The 16,959-nt window shown below is 44.9% G+C and carries 19 protein-coding genes; 9 read left to right on the top strand and 10 right to left on the bottom strand.

What is annotated here, in order from left to right; translation table 11 throughout:
• The first annotated feature begins 22 nt into the window (after positions 1 to 22).
• Positions 23 to 820 (top strand): TspO-related membrane protein, encoded by a 798-nt coding sequence (locus tag M1L62_RS12725; protein WP_254413435.1) that lies wholly within the window; start codon positions 23 to 25, stop codon positions 818 to 820.
• Between the two features lie 43 nt (positions 821 to 863).
• Here the strand turns inward: M1L62_RS12725 and M1L62_RS12720 are convergent, their stop codons facing one another.
• Positions 864 to 2,783: an IGHMBP2 family helicase gene (locus M1L62_RS12720; protein ID WP_254413434.1), complete on the bottom strand. Its 1,920-nt coding sequence runs from the start codon at positions 2,781 to 2,783 to the stop codon at positions 864 to 866.
• A gap of 305 nt (positions 2,784 to 3,088) precedes the next feature.
• Here M1L62_RS12720 and M1L62_RS12715 point away from each other — a divergent pair, with 305 nt between their 5' ends.
• From M1L62_RS12715 to M1L62_RS12705, 3 genes are all read left to right on the top strand, one after another.
• Positions 3,089 to 3,994, top strand: coding sequence for a helix-turn-helix domain-containing protein (locus tag M1L62_RS12715; protein WP_254413433.1), 906 nt, complete (start codon positions 3,089 to 3,091; stop codon positions 3,992 to 3,994).
• Positions 3,995 to 4,131: 137 nt separating this feature from the next.
• A complete protein-coding gene (locus tag M1L62_RS12710; protein WP_254413432.1) occupies positions 4,132 to 4,980 on the top strand; it encodes an SDR family NAD(P)-dependent oxidoreductase in 849 nt (282 codons plus the stop codon).
• Between the two features lie 48 nt (positions 4,981 to 5,028).
• Positions 5,029 to 5,274, top strand: coding sequence for an Atu4866 domain-containing protein (locus tag M1L62_RS12705; protein ID WP_254413431.1), 246 nt, complete (start codon positions 5,029 to 5,031; stop codon positions 5,272 to 5,274).
• 69 nt (positions 5,275 to 5,343) lie between these two features.
• Here M1L62_RS12705 and M1L62_RS12700 read toward each other — a convergent pair whose 3' ends face one another.
• Both M1L62_RS12700 and cysC read right to left on the bottom strand, forming a co-directional pair.
• On the bottom strand, positions 5,344 to 6,201 hold the full coding sequence (locus M1L62_RS12700; RefSeq protein WP_254413430.1) for a sulfotransferase family protein: 858 nt from the start codon (positions 6,199 to 6,201) through the stop codon (positions 5,344 to 5,346).
• 3 nt (positions 6,202 to 6,204) lie between these two features.
• Positions 6,205 to 6,864, bottom strand: coding sequence for an adenylyl-sulfate kinase (gene cysC / locus M1L62_RS12695; RefSeq protein WP_310589973.1), 660 nt, complete (start codon positions 6,862 to 6,864; stop codon positions 6,205 to 6,207).
• Between the two features lie 344 nt (positions 6,865 to 7,208).
• On the opposite strand from cysC, the gene M1L62_RS12690 reads away from it, so the two are divergent.
• The gene (locus M1L62_RS12690) at positions 7,209 to 8,537 is read left to right on the top strand and encodes an acetyl-CoA hydrolase/transferase family protein (RefSeq protein ID WP_254413428.1); all 1,329 of its coding nucleotides are present in this window, start codon (positions 7,209 to 7,211) and stop codon (positions 8,535 to 8,537) included.
• A 135-nt stretch (positions 8,538 to 8,672) separates the two neighbouring features.
• Here the strand turns inward: M1L62_RS12690 and M1L62_RS12685 are convergent, their stop codons facing one another.
• The gene (locus tag M1L62_RS12685; protein WP_254413427.1) at positions 8,673 to 9,200 is read right to left on the bottom strand and encodes a DUF4199 domain-containing protein; all 528 of its coding nucleotides are present in this window, start codon (positions 9,198 to 9,200) and stop codon (positions 8,673 to 8,675) included.
• Positions 9,201 to 9,320: 120 nt separating this feature from the next.
• Positions 9,321 to 9,899, bottom strand: coding sequence for a helix-turn-helix transcriptional regulator (locus tag M1L62_RS29520; protein ID WP_305882362.1), 579 nt, complete (start codon positions 9,897 to 9,899; stop codon positions 9,321 to 9,323).
• Between the two features lie 97 nt (positions 9,900 to 9,996).
• On the opposite strand from M1L62_RS29520, the gene M1L62_RS12675 reads away from it, so the two are divergent.
• The gene (locus M1L62_RS12675) at positions 9,997 to 11,184 is read left to right on the top strand and encodes an esterase (protein WP_254413426.1); all 1,188 of its coding nucleotides are present in this window, start codon (positions 9,997 to 9,999) and stop codon (positions 11,182 to 11,184) included.
• Between the two features lie 20 nt (positions 11,185 to 11,204).
• Here the strand turns inward: M1L62_RS12675 and ybiA are convergent, their stop codons facing one another.
• From ybiA to M1L62_RS12650, 5 genes are all read right to left on the bottom strand, one after another.
• On the bottom strand, positions 11,205 to 11,759 hold the full coding sequence (ybiA, locus tag M1L62_RS12670) for a riboflavin biosynthesis intermediates N-glycosidase (RefSeq protein ID WP_254413425.1): 555 nt from the start codon (positions 11,757 to 11,759) through the stop codon (positions 11,205 to 11,207).
• A gap of 63 nt (positions 11,760 to 11,822) precedes the next feature.
• Complete coding sequence (locus M1L62_RS12665; protein WP_254413424.1) at positions 11,823 to 12,140, bottom strand: DUF3817 domain-containing protein; 318 nt, start codon at positions 12,138 to 12,140, stop codon at positions 11,823 to 11,825.
• 1 nt (position 12,141) lies between these two features.
• The gene (locus tag M1L62_RS12660; RefSeq protein ID WP_254413423.1) at positions 12,142 to 12,606 is read right to left on the bottom strand and encodes a hypothetical protein; all 465 of its coding nucleotides are present in this window, start codon (positions 12,604 to 12,606) and stop codon (positions 12,142 to 12,144) included.
• A gap of 70 nt (positions 12,607 to 12,676) precedes the next feature.
• On the bottom strand, positions 12,677 to 13,591 hold the full coding sequence (locus tag M1L62_RS12655) for an AraC family transcriptional regulator (RefSeq protein WP_254413422.1): 915 nt from the start codon (positions 13,589 to 13,591) through the stop codon (positions 12,677 to 12,679).
• 28 nt (positions 13,592 to 13,619) lie between these two features.
• A complete protein-coding gene (locus tag M1L62_RS12650) occupies positions 13,620 to 14,285 on the bottom strand; it encodes a class I SAM-dependent methyltransferase (RefSeq protein WP_254413421.1) in 666 nt (221 codons plus the stop codon).
• A gap of 188 nt (positions 14,286 to 14,473) precedes the next feature.
• Here M1L62_RS12650 and M1L62_RS12645 point away from each other — a divergent pair, with 188 nt between their 5' ends.
• The 3 genes from M1L62_RS12645 to M1L62_RS12635 are packed head-to-tail and all read left to right on the top strand — an operon-like array spanning position 14,474 to position 16,951.
• The gene (locus M1L62_RS12645; protein ID WP_254413420.1) at positions 14,474 to 15,799 is read left to right on the top strand and encodes a cytochrome P450; all 1,326 of its coding nucleotides are present in this window, start codon (positions 14,474 to 14,476) and stop codon (positions 15,797 to 15,799) included.
• A gap of 34 nt (positions 15,800 to 15,833) precedes the next feature.
• Entirely contained in the window at positions 15,834 to 16,466 is a 633-nt protein-coding gene (locus M1L62_RS12640) for a YiiX/YebB-like N1pC/P60 family cysteine hydrolase (RefSeq protein ID WP_254413419.1), read from the top strand.
• Positions 16,467 to 16,522: 56 nt separating this feature from the next.
• On the top strand, positions 16,523 to 16,951 hold the full coding sequence (locus tag M1L62_RS12635) for an SRPBCC family protein (RefSeq protein WP_254413418.1): 429 nt from the start codon (positions 16,523 to 16,525) through the stop codon (positions 16,949 to 16,951).
• Positions 16,952 to 16,959 lie beyond the last annotated feature (8 nt).

Genomic DNA, 16,959 nt, shown 5'->3' with positions numbered 1-16,959 from the left:
AATCAAATTAAAAAGGAAAAAAATGAAAGTCAATCGTTTTGGAAGATATACGACGGCCGCCATTGTGATCGGCGGTATTATCGGTACCTATTTTTTCAGCCGTCCCCGCAAAAACACGTTGAAAACGCCACTCGATAAAAAGCGACAGGATAAAGTTGACCGAAATCTGGTTACGCCTGCAAACGCGACTTTCGGCATTGTGTGGTCTGCGATTTATGTGGGCACCGTTGCTTTGGCCATTCATCAGGCCATGCCGTCACAACTGCAAAACCCTAGATATCACAAGGCACAATCCTGGTTACGGCTTAATTATTTGTCAACCGCCATTTTCGGATACTTTTTTGCTAAATCAGATAAAAAGAGTCGTATCGGTGCAGCGATTACGACCATCAGCATGCTGCCAGCCGCGATCGGTCTTCACCGGGCGCTGGAAATTGGTCAGACCGACGTGAAAGGAGCTGAACACATTTTACGGAAATTTATCAGTTTGTATACAGGCTGGCTTACTGCTGCCACCGCTGTCAGTGCTACTACACTCGTTCAGGAGGCTGGTTATGCCCGGGAGCCGGACGAAGCGAAAAAATGGGCGTTGGGCCTCCTACCGGTTACAACAGGGATTGGAGCTGCCGTTTCAAACCGCCTGAATGATCCGTACTATTTAATTACCCTCATTACGGCATTAACAGGAATAGCGGTGAAGCAAAAGGACCAAAACCGGGAAATCAGCGTGCTTGCCGGTACTTTATCCACGTATCTGCTCGGTATTTTTGCGAAGAAAATCAAAGAGGAGTCCAGTTATTTTCAGGCAGAGGTTGTCTAAAAAACGATCCGCAGTATTTCAGCACTGCGGATCGTCATTCTAATTATATATCAGCAAACTCCCAGGCACTCTGGTAGGCATTCAGCGCTTCCGCATAGGCCACAAAATCTGAATAAAACGGCAGCTGTGAAAGCGTGCCGCTATCGCCGATCACCACCAGTTTTTTCCTGGCCCTTGTCATCGCCACGTTCATTCTTCGGATATCAGACAAAAACCCGATTTCGCCTTCTGTGTTACTTCGGGTCATACTGATGTAAACAATATCCCGTTCCTGCCCCTGAAAACTATCAATGGTATTAACCGAAATTTTGTCACCGTACTTTTGAAGCGCCGGTGAATGTGCCAGCTGCTCTTTAAGAATGTGAATCTGCTGTTTGTACGGAGAGATAACCGCAATGGACGGAAAATTATCCGTACTGAAACCTACCTCCTTATTGTCGGTCAGCTCAGCCGCCAGATAGTTCAGATGCCTGAAAAGGAATGCCGCCTCTTCGGGGTTGGTTGAGCTTGTGCCTTCCAGCTTTTCGTCAAAACCACAGCCCGACGTATCGATGAAAGCTAGCGGCGAGTCTCCGGGAAACAACAAATGGCCCGCCACCGAACGGTGCGCGCGAAGTTTGTTTTCATAAAACACTTTCGATGAATAACCCATAATGGCCTCGTTCATACGGTATTGTTCTTCGAGTAATACCACCGCTTCCGGATGCATGGATGCACATTTTTCGAGCAACGTATTGGCCAACCCCTTCCTGGCAGCCTCACTGGATTTGATCGTTGGCGACAACTGGCAGTGATCTCCGGCCAGCACTACCTTTTGTGATTTCAGTATCGGGATCCAGCAAGCCGGTTCAAGCGCTTGCCCAGCCTCGTCGATCACGACGGTGTTGAATTTCAGATTTCTGACGGTGTAATGATTTGACCCGACCAACGTTGCCGTAATCACCTGCGCTTTCGAAACAAGGTCATCAATGATATACTGCTCCGCTTTGCCCACGTCTTTCATAATTCTGTGTGCCTCGTCGAACAACGCTTTCCGCTGATCACGTTCCGACTTCCCGAAATTCCGCTTATACTTATGCGCCATATTTTTGAACTCATTCGCCTGCTTTTTCAGGGTCTTGATTTCCTTCATACTGGCGTGCCCGGTCATTTTACTATCCAGTGTCAAAGACATGAGACGCTCCGAAACACGGGCCGGATTTCCAACCCGCAACACATTTAATCCCTGATCTGACAGCTTTTCACTCAGCAAATCAACGGCCGTGTTACTGGGTGCCACCACGAGAATCTGTTTATTATCCTGTTTGATCAGCGCTTTGATCGCTTCCACCAGTGTGGTGGTTTTTCCGGTACCTGGCGGGCCGTGGACAATAGCCAGCTCATTGGCCATTAATATTTTATTTACGGCTATCCGTTGCGAATCATTTAATTTCGGGGCGTTATAAAAAGGTACATCCTGCTTAAAAGTCGGTTCTTTTTCACCTGTGAGGATTTTGACCAGGCGCCCTTCGGCATCCTTTTCATCCAGATTACCCGCTGTTTTAAGCGCATTTTGCATTTCGTCGTAACTGTTGTCGTCGAAAAGCAGGTCAATACCCAATTTTCCATCTCTGGACCAGTCGGGTAATTCATCCGTCCGTAAAGTAATTTTCAAACGGTTTCCGCTCTGATGCGTTATCGTCCCCTCTACCCTGTCCTTTTTGGGTTCATGATTTGAAAAAAGCACAGCCGGCATACCAAACCGCAGCTGATGCGAAATATCCTGATGGGTCGTCCTCTCGACTTCAACCGTCAAATAATCTCCTCTGCTCATTTCTGAGCCTCTTATGGCAATCGGATACCAGGCCAGGCCGTTGGCCCTGCGCTCTGAAACCGAACTTGATTCTGTAAGTTTGAGATAAGACTGTCGGTCTTCTTCCCGTTCTATTTTGAGTAATTCAAGCAGCTTTTTAAAATAATCCATGCTGCAAAGGTAATCAATAGGAAAAGTTTTGTCTCCATTTTCAGACAGCCAAAAAGTAATGTTTGCATAACGTAAACATCCTGGAACAAAAATCAGTAAAGCAGTTTCAGTGATTTCTTGCTCCCATTAGATCACAGGTACCACCAACGCAGCAGATAATTGTTTGAATTTTGCAATCATCCGTTTGTTTTTTGTAATTAAAATGACAACCGGACTGCTAAATTTGTATCGTGACATCACCTGAACACTACCCTTTCCTAAACCACGAAAGAGACTGATCAGGAATTAAACTAGCCATTTGAATCATGAAATCGAACGTAGAGACAATCCAGGAATTTTATAACAACAAGAATTTACCAGTCAACCTGCAACAGGAACCCGGGCAATTTAATGTTTTCCGGATCGAAGATTGCGTAGGAAAGAACGGCACACCGGCAAAATACAGCCGGCGCGATTTTTACAAGATCAGTTTGGTCAGAGGAAGCAATATTTATCATTATGCGGATAAAAGTATTGAAACCAAAGGGAGCACGCTGATTTTTTTCAACCCGCAGGTCCCGTACACACTCCATGCGAAAGATGACTCCGACGATAACACAGGCTTCTTCTGTATTTTCAAAGAGTTCTTTTTTACGGAAAAACTACGCGGCGGCATCGGCGACCTGCCCATGTTTATGCCGGGAAATAAACCCTCCTATTCGCTAAGCACGGAGCAGGACAAACACGTCAGCCAGATTTTTCAAAAAATGATCGATGAGCTGAATTCTGATTATCGTTTCAAATATGACCTGATCAGAAATTATGTCACAGAACTGGTGCATTATGCGCTGAAAATGGAAGCGACAGAAACGCTCTATCAGCATACGGATGCCAACACGCGTATTGCATCGATATTTGCGGAATTACTGGAACGGCAGTTCCCGATCGAATCTCCTTCGCAGCGTTTTACCATGCGCTCGGCTCAGGATTTTGCAGAGAAGTTATCGATTCACGTCAATCATCTTAACCGTGCTTTGAAGACTACAACCGGCAAAACCACGTCGCACCATATTGCAGAACGCATTACCAGCGAAGCAAAAGCTTTACTGAAACATTCCAACTGGAATATCGCCGAAATAAGTTATTGCCTCGGATTTGAGGAGGCTGCTCATTTCAACAACTTCTTTAAAAAACAAACAGAAACAACTCCCACGGCATTTCGCTCGGCTTAGGTTTTTGCTGTACTTTCCTCTTTGTAACCTCGCATATAATTTGATTGTTTGAATTTCGCAATCATCCGTTTGTTTGATGCAATAACGCCCGCTCAAATCCGCCATACCTTTGTTCTACAAAACTAAATGAACAAAAAATGGACAATCAACAAGTATGGTTTGTGACGGGAGCTTCCAAAGGTCTTGGTTTGACCCTCACACAGCAATTATTGGCAGCCGGGCATAAAGTGGCTGCAACATCAAGAACAGTAAATGCGCTGACGGGAGCTGTTGGCATTTCAGCAAGCGAGAATTTCCTGCCGCTTGAAGTAACCCTGACCGACGAAGAAAGCGTCAAACTCGCCATCCTGAAAGCCCTTGAAGCATTCGGCAAACTGGACGTAGTTGTAAATAACGCGGGTTATGGTCATTTCGGAACACTGGAAGAATTAACCGACAAAGAGTCCCGCCAGAATTTCGATATCAATGTTTTCGGATCTCTGAATGTGATCCGCCAGGTCATGCCCTATCTGAGAGCACAACGGTCCGGCAAAATTTTCAACATTTCATCGATTGGAGGTTATACCGCCAATTTCGCCGGGTGGGGAATTTATTGTGCTACCAAATTTGCTGTCGCCGGATTCACCGAGGCGCTGGCAGCAGAGGCAAAATCGTTTGGAATCAGTGCAACGGTCGTTTATCCGGGTTATTTCAGAACCAGTTTTCTGACCAAGGAGTCAATGATCGGCCCTGCCTATTCCATTGCTGCGTATGAAGATGCGAGAGCGAGCCAGCAAGCGCATGCGAACGACATCAATGGCAACCAGGCAGGAGATCCTGAAAAAGGGGTTGCGGTTTTGATAGAAGTCGCTGCTCAAACCGAGGTTCCTGTACATCTTTTCCTCGGACAGGATGCCTACGACCTTGCCGCCATGAAAATCGATGTCATTCAACAAGATCTTGAAAGCTGGAAGACACTCGCCACCGCGACAGACTTCGATACCTGATCACCTGTTTTATTTACTCTTTCCAAACTGCATAACCAACACAGAAAAATGGCAAACGAACCGTTTTATCTCGGGACGTGGGTAACCAAAGACGGCCACATCCGGCACAAAATCCTGCCTGGCGGTCGTTATGACGAATCCCGTTGGCACAGAAAAAGCGCTTACCGGGGAAGTTATAAAATCACCGGAAATCATATTGATTACAAGGATGACACCGGTTTCATTGCCGACGGAAAGTTTATCGACGGCATTCTCTACCATGCCAGGATGATCTTATATAAGGAAGAAAATTAGTGCAAAAGGATGCGTGTACTTTTCAAAGCTGCGCATCCTTTTACTTATTTATGGCTCATCCGGCCATTTTCAGGCCTGTTCCGCCAACGGATAACGGAAGTTTGCGGTCGCTTTTTGTTCCAGGATCCTTTCAAGCCGGTTGGCTTCCTCGATCAGTTTTTTGTCTATAAACCGGCCAAAATCAATCTGTTTGCTCAGCAACCCCGGTTTGTAAATGTCTTTGAAAGCAAAGTAGTCCAGCGCAAATTGCCAGCCATCTTTAAGTTTTGTAAACAGCGCCTGGTCCGATTTCAGCAAACGGCCAAAATTGATAATGGTATAATTTTCTTCGTTAATACCTGAAATACAGCTTAATATCTCCTGGTTATAAAAAGTCCAGACCTTGACAAAATGGGACGCGTGATCGGCACAAAGCTGTTTGATCCGCTTGTTGTAAGTCCGCCTTTTTCTCAATTCTTTAAACAAACCTTTTTTTACAATTTCCTGATCCTTAAAATCCACTTTATAAGTCCGGCTGATCAACGAACTTACCGTTGTTTTCCAATCCCGAAAAACAACCAGATAATAGGCTTCCGGAATCAGTTCCCGATATTCTTTTAAAAACAGGCAGGTTCTCGGATCCTTCCATCCCCACTCCCCGACCGCCTTATTCCTGCGTACAATGATCTCCCGAAGTTTTTCTTTTTCCTCCACGCTTAGTGAGTCTACCGGGTGGTCAATAATTCCTGAGTCGTGCAGCTGCATATTCCGCAGCGCCTGGACCTGGAAATTGTAAAATTCCAGATCTTCATAATGTCCGTCTTCATTGCCGATACCGGATCCCAGCAGATTTTCTCCTACATGAAGGCCGCAACGGTATAACCATTGCGTAATTAACGAAGTGCCGGACCGATGCATTCCGGCAATAATCAGCGTTTTATTCTGCATAAATTATGAGTTTAGGATAATATTGTCTTTCGGAATTGGTTGCAACGGGTCGCTCACGCTAAGCTGAGCCAAAATGAAGCCGCATAGGCTTTCCGTGCATTCCTCGATCGTTTTAGACTCAGTATTGATATATAAATCAGGACTTTGCGGATTTTCGAACTGGTCGTTCACTCCGCTAAGGTTATGAAGTTTCTGAGGGTCGCCCTCGGGCAGAAGCGTTCTTTTATACAAACCCTTCGTATCCCTTTTATAGAGCGTTTCAACAGGGCAGTCGAGATGGACCGTTTTAACGTCGGGATAGGAATTGACGAGTTCTCGACGGGTTTCCTCATAAGGATTGATCACACTCATGATGGCAATCATACCGTAGCTTGAAAAACGGCTCGCAATGAAACCCAGTCTGCGTATATTTTCCTGTCTGTCTGCCTTCGAAAAACCGAGATCCTTACATAACTTGCTCCGGTAAACGTCGCCGTCGATAATCTCCACAGCAATTCCTCTCAGGTTCAGCTGCATTTTGGTTTGGGTGGCCAAAGTTGTTTTACCAACTCCGGATAAACCACAGAATTGAATAACCATATTTTCATGAATTTTTATCGATATCGTTCTCAGGTATGTCAAATATTTCTTCGGGGAATTATAGATGATATTGACAAAATCCACCCCCGAATTCTACATTAAAAACCGACCGCCGAGCGTATCTCACTAGTAATTATTGGGCGCTATGCAATTAATACGTCCGAAAGTGATGAAATGTTGCAACGACATTTATTAAGTATCTTTAAAGATACTTGAAGTACAACATCCTTAAAGCCAATACTATGCTGACAAAAAAGCTAAATAACTATTAGTTATTTACTGATAATTAGCTGATTATCGTCATAATTTGAGCATATCAAAGTCATAATCAGCTTCACATGAAAAGGGGAATTTTACATCATCATTTTTTTCATCCTGTAAAAAAAATAGCAGAGGATTGGATAAAAGTCCACTTAACGAATACTTATATGAACACGCCAGTTTACATCACAGCCGACGAAGCTGTCAAACATATCAAATCAGGAAATCGCGTATTTATCCATGGAAGCGCGGCAACGCCGGTCCGCCTGGTAAAAGCGCTTCAACGCAGACATTGGGAACTTAAAAATGTTGAGTTTATCAGCATCACGACGCTTGGTGACCTGGATTTTAATAATCCTGCGCACCATAACAGTTTCTTTTTTAACTCGCTCTTTGTTTCAGCTAATACGCGTTCCGTGGTCAATAGCGACTACGGCGACTACGTTCCGATTTTTCTGAGCCAGATTCCTCAGCTTATCAAAAGCGGGAACATGCCTGTTGATGTAGCATTAATACAGGTATCCCCACCGGATGCCCATGGTTTTTGTTCGCTTGGCACGTCAGTGGATATTGCCCGTTCGGTTGTTGACACAGCCAAATTCATCATTGCCCTCGTAAATCCGAATATGCCAAGAACGCATGGTGACGGTTTTGTTCATAGCAGCAAAATCAATGCGATGGTTTGGTGCGACGACAGTCTGCCGGAGGTTGATTATGCCCTCAACGTAAAAATTGCGACTGTTCAGATCGGTGAAAATATTGCTTCGCTTATCGAAGATGGCGCCACGTTGCAGGTAGGTATAGGCGGGATTCCTGACCAGGTCCTTAAAAATCTGAAACATCACAAACACCTGGGATTACATACCGAAATGTTGTCCGACGGCGTTATCCCGCTCATTGAAAGCGGTGTGATCGACAACAGTTTAAAAAAGCTGAACCGTGGAAAATCGGTCACTTCTTTTATGGTAGGCACGAAGAAATTGTATGATTTTGTCAACGACAATCCGGCTATTCGGGTAATGGATATCGGATATGTCAACGACACGAGCATTATCCGTCAAAATCCAAAAGTTACTGCGATCAACTCTGCTTTGGAAGTTGATTTAACAGGCCAGGTTTGCGCCGATTCCCTCGGTACCTATCAATACTCCGGCATTGGCGGGCAAATGGATTTTATTCACGGGGCTTCACTTTCGCAGGGCGGGAAACCGATTATTGCATTGCCATCCGTTACGTCGGCCGGCGCTTCTCGGATTGTTCCATTTTTGCGGGAAGGTGCCGGCGTTGTCACAACCAGAGGACATATTCACTGGGTTGTCACAGAATTTGGCGTCGTGGATTTGTTTGGCAAAAGTCTGAAACAACGGGCTCGTGCGCTGATCAGCATCGCTCACCCCGATCATCGCGAATCACTGGAAAGGGCATTTTGCGACCGTTTTGGAAGTTATCACCGCCCCGCAATCACGGGTATTTCTGACCGTATCTTTCATCCATGAGGTTTAGGGGGTAGCAACCGCAGCATGTTTTTTACCCGTCGGATGGCCGAAAAAGCCATCCGACGGGACGCCCGGTCCGACGGCTCTTCCGGCTGTCGGACCGGTAAAAAACAGAAACTTTTAACTATATCTTACTCAGAAAACCTCTGCCGCCTTTCGCTTCAAAACAAAAGCACTGATGAGCGACACAACCACCCCGACCGGCACGATTTCCGAATAGGACATCACCACCACCACCAATGGGTTTTTGTACATATCAATCCAGCCTGCCATTTTCTCGGTTTCTTCTTTGATTTCTTCCTGCGTGCCGCCATTCAGTCGGATTTGATCAATCATGTGACTGGAATATTTGTCCATAAAATCCGGGACAAAGAGGTAATATTCAAACAACCAAGCGACTACATACATGGTTGAGGCTACCAGTGTAATGTAAAGACCTATTTTAAAAGCAGTCCCAAACGTGACATGTCCCTGGTTATATTTATCCCTGAAGTTTTTCACACCGACAAAGATCATTGAAAAAGCCAGAACCATGGTCGCATACCCAAGAAGCATACTCCCTTCAAAGTTCTTCGTGGTGTAACAATGGATCGTAGAGGCCAGCATCATCGCGGTGACAATCGCACCTGCAATAAATCCGCAAACAAGAACAATTCTTTTCATTTCAGGAGTAGTTTTTGATTTGACATGAAGCAAAGGTGAACGTTAACCCACGGTTTCCACTCATACTTTTGGGTGATTTTGCAAACTTCCCCGGTTTTCACCTGAAAGTATGACCATAAATCAGGCAATGATTTTCAGCCTCTTGGCCTTGTCGATGGCCTGCGTCCTGCTTTTGACCTCCATTTTGTAAAAAAGATTAGAGGAGTGGGTCTTCACCGTATTCAACGAAACGAACAGTTGCGAGGCGATCTCCTGATTACTTAATCCGTCTGCAATGAGTTGGAGCACTTCCAGTTCCCGTTTGCTTATTCCCAGTTTTTCAAATTCGGTTTCATTAAGCACGAATGCCGGGTTTTGTTCAACGAAAATCTGCTTTTCCACAACAATGGTTTTCATTTCAGGCTTGCTTAGCTTGTGCGCCAGCCATATACCCAAAGCCGTAAAAATTACCGCTATCGCCCCGGCATAAATTTCAAAAGCATGATCGATGATGATAAACCGAAGTTCAAGCCATTTCAGCAAAAACAGCAGTGCAGCCAGCGAAACGCCGTATCCTAATGTCCGTTTATATTTTGCCGGAAAATTCAAGAGCATCTGAACATCGGTTTTCGTATAGTCAAAAATATAATATTTTACGATTTCCCTGACATCCCGCTGTCTTTTCTGATAAGCTGCCTGCTTTATTCTGAAATTTATCATCGCTATGTTGAGTATTTGCAGGACAAGTACGGGCTTTTATCAGCATAACAGATCCAGTTCCCAGCATTTTCAGCATCGAATTTTATCCTTTCAGAATATGTCGCACATCCAGAATTTTTCGATTTCGTCGTTCCTGTTTTTTGCAGCGACTTCGCTGTCTGTGGCACAGCAGGCCAATGTAAACCTGGACTGGAACCCGCAGAAAAACACAGAAAACCTGGTGCCTTATGGTGGTAATGTGGTTTCTCCCGAGGTGCGCGATGACCAGACCATTACGTTCCGTTTGAAAGCGCCCGATGCGCATGATGTCCGTCTGACCGGCGGCCCAATTTTGCTGGCACTGGGTGTAAAAGATCCCGTCCCGTTCAAAAAAGGGGATGATGGTTTATGGACTTTAACCGTTGGACCGGTAAAACCCAATATTTATGTTTATCGTTTGTTACTGGATGGCGTGCCGGTCGTCGATCCGAACAACACGATTACCGGCTCCTCGAATCAGCCAGGATACAGCAGTGTGGTCGTTCATGGCAGTGCACCGGCTTATTACGACGCGCGTAAAGTTGCTCACGGAAATGTCGTGAGGCATATTTATCACTCCGATGTGCTGAATGGAGAACGCGAAATGTTCGTGTACACGCCTCCCGGATACGATAGCAGGAAGAAATACCCGGTGTTGTATTTGTTAGGTGGCAGTGGTGAACTAGCGTCGGGGTGGAGCCTCGATGGCCGTGCCAACTTTATCGCTGACAACCTCCTTGCCGAGGGGAAAATGGTTCCGATGATTATTGCGATGCCTAACAATCAGGTACTGCACCGGAGCGACCCCAAACATTTGGAAAAAACATATGTGTTGTTTGAAAAAGAACTCCGGGGGCAAATCGTCCCTTTTGTTGACAAGAATTACAACACCATAACCGATCGCAAAGGCCGGGCCATCGCCGGGTTATCCATGGGTGGGCGTCACACACAGATGGTCGGCATGAACGATCTCGACCTTTTCAGTTCATTCGGGATCCTCAGTGCCGGCGATCTTGGAACCGAAAAAATGAATGCGGCTTTCTTCAATGACCCAAAAGTGAAAGATAAGGTTGACTACTTATTGATCGGCCTGGGCAGCGGTGAAATTGATTTCGTAGGAAAGCGTTCGGCATCCACGCATGAAACGCTTAAAAAACATGGTATCAAACATGAATATTTCATCGGCGGCGATGGCGCACACGACTGGGGTACCTGGCGACTTTTACTGCACGACAAATTACTACCAAATCTCTGGAAGAAGAAGTAAGAGACGCAACAGATAAGAACTTATCTGTTTTTTAAAAAGTTATCACGTGTTTCCATCAAGGCAAAACCCAAGAGATTAAGCCCGTTCCATTGGTTCGGGTTTTTCGTTTTTTCATCGGCAGCCGCCAACCCTATGCCCCAGATCGTATCCACGGGACTAGCCTCCACCAGGATCCGGTCATTCGTATTGATCAGAAACCTTTTCAGATCAGGATGCTGGCCAAACTTGTGCATGGAACCTTCGACAACGATTTCAAAGCGTTTTTCCAACCAGATATTTTCGTCAAAATCACGGACCAGCCTGCCCAGTTCTTTGGCTTCGGCAGGAGATTTGTCACCGACAATTTTCTCGAAAATATCGTGATTATCAAATAGCAAAGCCTTTTGAGCCATCATCCAGTGTTCAGCCGTCTTATAAATTATGCCATCCACAACGAAAGGTGCTACCCACCACTGACTGAAACACGACGATGTGATAATACCGTTGCGGTCGGGCTGATGCCCCCAGAAAAATACAAATTTGAGACGATCTTCAAGTTCAAAACGTTCAACAAGCCAATTTAAGTTATACTTCACGCGTCAGTTACGATATGGTTAGAATGGCGATTTTCTTTTTAGCACAGACAACCACTACAAAAATCACTTGCCGCGCTCCGCTATTTTACTTAGAATGGTATAATCGACATAAAACGTTCCAAATGGTATCAGACAAGCCAATAAAACCTTCCAGGTGGTCTCTTCGAATTTCCATTTGTACTCCAAACCGACGCTCAGTGTGTTGATTACAAACAACAGAAACAATATACCATGAACCGGTCCCATGGTTTTAACAAGCGACGGATCATGATAAGCGTATTTCAACGGCACTGCCACACCAACCAAAACAATCAGCGATAATCCTTCCAGTAAGGCCACCAGACGCAGCCTCCCGATTTTTGTTTTAAAAAATTTCATCATGTTAAAAAGATCTGAAAAGAGGTCTGTTGGCCAAAGGTGAAAACGGCCAGGGAATAGCCATGAATATGATTAAAAGGGCAATACCAAAAAATAAGGTCATGGTTTGAAACTTGGCCGCGTCGGTCTGCTTGCGTTTTGCCACTGACGATCCGATGGTGATAACGAAAATGGCAATCGTCATCAGGATAATGTGTATCATCCCGAAAAACCTGAAATCAATCTGTTTGACCGCCTCATGATAATTTGTCCGAAAATAAGCGATGATCGGGCTGTTGAAATACAACACATATCCGATCGTGAGCTGGATATGGGATATCGTCGCGGTAATGTGACGGACGGTATCATCAGTTTTACTGAACGCACGTTTTCCAAACCAGCCACGGACTCCACAGAACAACGCATACAAAAGACTGATCAGGACTAACCACCTGAAAAGCGAATGAAAAAATAACAAATAGGGATACATGCACATTTAAATTTTACCTGACAAAGGTCATCCTTAATGATGTTTTGCGTTAGGACAGACGAGGGTACTTTTAGGATATTTCAATCCCCTTCCGGAATTCACTGGGTGTCACAGTTTCATATTTTTTGAATAATCGGGTAAAATACGACTGATCTTCGAAACCAACTTCCATAGATACTTCGCTGATCGACAGGGCTGACTGACACAACAATACCTTAGCCTCCGAGATAATCGCTTCGTCAATCCACTTGGTCGGAGATTTCCCGGTAATCGTCTTAACGGTTTTATTCAGATGATTGGGTGAAATATGGAGCAGTGACGCATAATCGGAAACCAGGTGTCTGGCTTTGATATTTGAAAAAATCAATTCCTTAAAACGGTTCGTGATGTGCACCGCGGCAAACTGATTGCTGCCTGATAACGGCTCGTAAACGCTTTGTACTTCACAGAAAAGCGCATGCAGATAGGTCTGATAGATCAGTTGGTTTTTTAAACCATGATGGGTGTACTCGAACAACAGCCGCTGAAAGAGGTTCAGCACAAAGCCGGAAGTTTTGACATCCAGTTTTATGTGCGGATTTCCCCAAACCCTCAGAAATTCAAATTCCTTCCAAAGATCATTTTTAGCAAATTTGCCAAGCAAAAAATCGTTGTGAAAACCGGTGATATAACCCTTATTTACATCACCGGTTTGAAAAGAAAACACCTGCCCTGCCGGAACAAAAAGCATTTCATCTTTTGCCGCCGTATATTGCTCGCTGCCAATTTTCATCACCGCTTCGCCCTCCGTAACGTACAGACAATTGTGGATTGTAGATCGGGAAGCCGGCACGGGACGTGTCACCAGTTTATACATTTCTTCCAGTCTGGTCACAAAAAAATTATCGGTTTCTATCTTCGCAATGGTCTTTAATTCCTCCGGCTGCATAAATTTGCTGGTGAAGGCGCGCGTATTGTAAAGCTTAATTTTATCCGTATCTGCCATAATTTCTCTGTCAGGTTCCCGCCGAAACTTACTTTGTCGCGCGCATGATTACAATCGGGCGATCCACAAATTCACCTAAATTGCTCTGTGTCGTCTCAATTTCTTCTATCGTTTCACTCACTGAAAACCCTGACTGCTTCAAAAGTGTTTCAGCCAGATTTTTGTCATACAACTGAAAACCAAATTTTGTAAAAGGCAACTGTTCCATGAAACTTTTGTCAGAAAACACCAGGCTAAAAACGCCACCGGGTTTCAGAACTCTGAAAATCTCCTTCGCATAAGCAACAGGATCCTGCCAGAAATACACGGTATTGACTGTAAATATCTTGTCAAAAAAATCATCCTGAAAATCCAGTTTATTACCATCGGATAAAGTAAAAATGGCTTTTCCGCTCGCCACCAAATCCTCATTTGACTTATTGGCTTCTAATATCATGGTTTCGGAAATATCGATACCATGGTAAATAACCTTTTCCGCCACCCCGATAATGGAACCGACGTGAGAGCCGTTGCCAGGCCCGATTTCCAAAATCGTTTCACCTGTTTTTATATCCAGTGATTCAACACCACGATTAATCATATTTGCATTGCTGAGGTTCATGCGCTCACCGGTTTTCACGCCATTGGCACCATCAGGATTACCCAGTTGTCGGGCCACTTCTTTCAATTCTTCTTCACTCCATTCTTTTTTCATTTTCAATCACAATTGTTTTCGCAGACAATTTAATCAGGAATTTGTCGGAGTGAGCATTTCTTTTCATTATTTTACCTGAGAATTTGTTTAGCCGTCCGACGGTGAAAAACCGTCGGACGGCATTCCCGGCCATTTGAAATTTTTCAATTGGTTCATAAACAAAAGCGCACTGAAATAAAACATTGCTCATGTCGAATATCCCTGAATTTAAAATTGCCAGGTTCAACATCCAGGCGCCCTTTATTTTTGCAAAAGATCCGCTGCTGGCAATCAGAAGAGGTTTTGATGCCTGTGGCGATACTTTTAGATTGAAGCTGTTCAGGGAATTTGCCGTCAGTCGCGACCCTGCCTTTTTCAAACAGGTTTTGGTAACAAATAACAAAAACTATAAAAAGGGAAGCTCATCAAAAATGCTGAATCCGGTTCTTGGAAACGGCCTGGTCACCAGTGAGGGAGATTTCTGGCTTCGTCAGCGGCGACTTGTGCAGCCGGCTTTTCACCGTGAAAGGTTGCAGGAGCTATTCGTTACGATGGGGCAAATCACGACGGACTTTTTGGAGGAAATGGAAATTTTCCGAGGAAAGAAAGCCATTGATATCGATGCCAAAATGATGGGCATTACCGCCGATATCGCATTAAAGACGCTGTTTGGCAATATTTCCAATGAAGACAAAATGCAAATCTACCACCAGGTCAACAGGACCCAGCGTTATCTTGTCACCCGGGTGCGCAGACCTTACCGGATCCCTCTGATGCTGGTGAATGGAGAACGATCGCGTTTCAAAACAGACCTGGCTTACTTTAACAAGCTGGTTTTTGAATTCATACATCAGCGTCATGGTATGGTTGAAAAACCCAACGATTTGCTTCAACTATTGCTGGACAGCCTCGATGAAGAAACGGGCGCGCAGATGAACGATCAGCAGATTCGTGACGAGGCGATCACCATGTTTGCGGCCGGTCATGAAACGTCTGCCACCGGCCTCAGCTGGCTGTTATTGGAGCTGGCCAGACAACCTGAGATTGTCGCCCGCATACGTAAGGAAGCCGAAATTTTTGATACGGTCCCGACTTTCGACCAGCTGTTAAAACTTTCCTACACCCGTCAGGTTATCGAAGAAGGCATGCGACTTTACCCACCCGCCTGGACCATGACCCGGGAATCTTTGGATGTGGATGAGGTCGATGGACAAATCATTCCCAAGGGAATGTCCGTGTTTATGTCCATTTATGAACTGCACAGGAACCCTAACATCTGGCAAAACCCGCTTATTTTTGACCCGGAAAATTTCAGTGTTGAAAATGTAAAAAACCGGGCCAAATTTAATTACCTACCTTTCGGCGCCGGCCCTCGCCTGTGTATCGGTCAGCAATTTGCCATGATGGAAATGCAGCTGATTCTGGCGTCACTCATCAAACGATTTGACTTTGCGATTGATCCGTCTCATCACGTGGGCATATATCCGCAGATCGTTTTAAAATCAACGAATGGCATTAAGCTGTTCGTCAAATAAACTTATTAAAATCAACATTTTACAGTTTCATAAAGTGAAAAACACTCTGATCTTCGTATGGCTCATTATCTTTTCGTCCATACATTCACAGGCACAGATCCCGGCCGGCATTAAGCTCAAAACCGGAGATTTCATTTTCCAGGACCTCGACTGCGGGCCGTTATGCGATGCCATTGAGCAGGTTACAAAAAGTTATGGCGGTAAACATTTTTCGCATATCGGTCTTGTTTCGGTGCAAAATGACGGCGTTTTTATCATCGAAGCCATCGGAACGGAAGTTCAGCTTACCCCTTTAAAAAAATTCACGGACCGGACCACCAATCCCATGCTCGTGGGGAGGGTAAAAAAACAATACGCCGGTGTCGCTGCCAGGGCTGTTAACTATGCGCTCGCAGAAAAAGGCGTTCCGTATGACGACGAGTTTTTATACAACAATAAAAAATATTACTGCTCCGAGCTGATCTATGATGCTTTTAAACGAGCGAATGGTGGAAATGACTTTTTTGTGCTTGAACCAATGACCTTTAAGCAGCCCGGCAGTAATCAGTTCTTTCCTGTCTGGATTACGTATTACGAAAAACTGGGTATTCCCATTCCGGAGGCCGAGCCGGGAATTAACCCGGGAGGTATCTCAACTTCGGCAAAAATAGACATCGTGCAGCCGTAATTGTCGGCAAACCAAAGATTTATGCAGGAACACTTTATCTGAATTTTGGGATAAAAATGAAAATAGAGCAAACAGTACCCCTGGTCGTTGAAAGAACCTACCATGCGCTGGTCGGGAAAGTATGGCAGGCCATAACCGACAACGCAAAAATGAAACAGTGGTATTTTGATATCGCAACATTCGAAGCGGTAGTTGGGTTTGAATTTGAGTTTTACGGAGAAAACGAAGGGGTAAAATTTCGTCATCTCTGTAAAGTTACGGCAGTTGAACATGAGCAAAAACTGGCGTACAGCTGGCGATATGATGGCTATCCCGGAAATTCTATCGTAACGTTTGAACTTCTGCCCGAGGGAGATCAAACCAAAATCAAACTGACACACGAAGGTCTTGAAACCTTTCCCGATTTGAAAGATTTCAGACGCGAGAACTTTGCGACTGGCTGGAATGAAATCATCGGCAACATTTTGAGAGCATATGTCGAGTAACGTCCGGT

This window comes from Dyadobacter diqingensis (assembly GCF_024220585.1).
In the GTDB taxonomy this organism is placed as follows: domain Bacteria; phylum Bacteroidota; class Bacteroidia; order Cytophagales; family Spirosomataceae; genus Dyadobacter; species Dyadobacter diqingensis.
The sequence above is the reverse complement of the archived record's forward strand: the minus strand, read 5'-3'. Positions and strand labels throughout refer to the sequence as shown.

Coding starts and splice junctions, on each gene's coding strand:
- M1L62_RS29520 (WP_305882362.1), bottom strand. CDS start 9,899: ATGATAAATTTCAGAATAAAGCAGGCAGCTTATCAGAAAAGACAGCGG.
- M1L62_RS12660 (WP_254413423.1), bottom strand. CDS start 12,606: ATGTATCCCTATTTGTTATTTTTTCATTCGCTTTTCAGGTGGTTAGTC.
- M1L62_RS12685 (WP_254413427.1), bottom strand. CDS start 9,200: ATGAAAAGAATTGTTCTTGTTTGCGGATTTATTGCAGGTGCGATTGTC.
- M1L62_RS12635 (WP_254413418.1), top strand. CDS start 16,523: ATGAAAATAGAGCAAACAGTACCCCTGGTCGTTGAAAGAACCTACCAT.
- M1L62_RS12700 (WP_254413430.1), bottom strand. CDS start 6,201: ATGCAGAATAAAACGCTGATTATTGCCGGAATGCATCGGTCCGGCACT.
- M1L62_RS12725 (WP_254413435.1), top strand. CDS start 23: ATGAAAGTCAATCGTTTTGGAAGATATACGACGGCCGCCATTGTGATC.
- M1L62_RS12655 (WP_254413422.1), bottom strand. CDS start 13,591: ATGGCAGATACGGATAAAATTAAGCTTTACAATACGCGCGCCTTCACC.
- M1L62_RS12690 (WP_254413428.1), top strand. CDS start 7,209: ATGAACACGCCAGTTTACATCACAGCCGACGAAGCTGTCAAACATATC.
- M1L62_RS12665 (WP_254413424.1), bottom strand. CDS start 12,140: ATGATGAAATTTTTTAAAACAAAAATCGGGAGGCTGCGTCTGGTGGCC.
- M1L62_RS12675 (WP_254413426.1), top strand. CDS start 9,997: ATGTCGCACATCCAGAATTTTTCGATTTCGTCGTTCCTGTTTTTTGCA.
- M1L62_RS12720 (WP_254413434.1), bottom strand. CDS start 2,783: ATGGATTATTTTAAAAAGCTGCTTGAATTACTCAAAATAGAACGGGAA.
- M1L62_RS12650 (WP_254413421.1), bottom strand. CDS start 14,285: ATGAAAAAAGAATGGAGTGAAGAAGAATTGAAAGAAGTGGCCCGACAA.
- M1L62_RS12715 (WP_254413433.1), top strand. CDS start 3,089: ATGAAATCGAACGTAGAGACAATCCAGGAATTTTATAACAACAAGAAT.
- M1L62_RS12645 (WP_254413420.1), top strand. CDS start 14,474: ATGTCGAATATCCCTGAATTTAAAATTGCCAGGTTCAACATCCAGGCG.
- M1L62_RS12705 (WP_254413431.1), top strand. CDS start 5,029: ATGGCAAACGAACCGTTTTATCTCGGGACGTGGGTAACCAAAGACGGC.
- M1L62_RS12710 (WP_254413432.1), top strand. CDS start 4,132: ATGGACAATCAACAAGTATGGTTTGTGACGGGAGCTTCCAAAGGTCTT.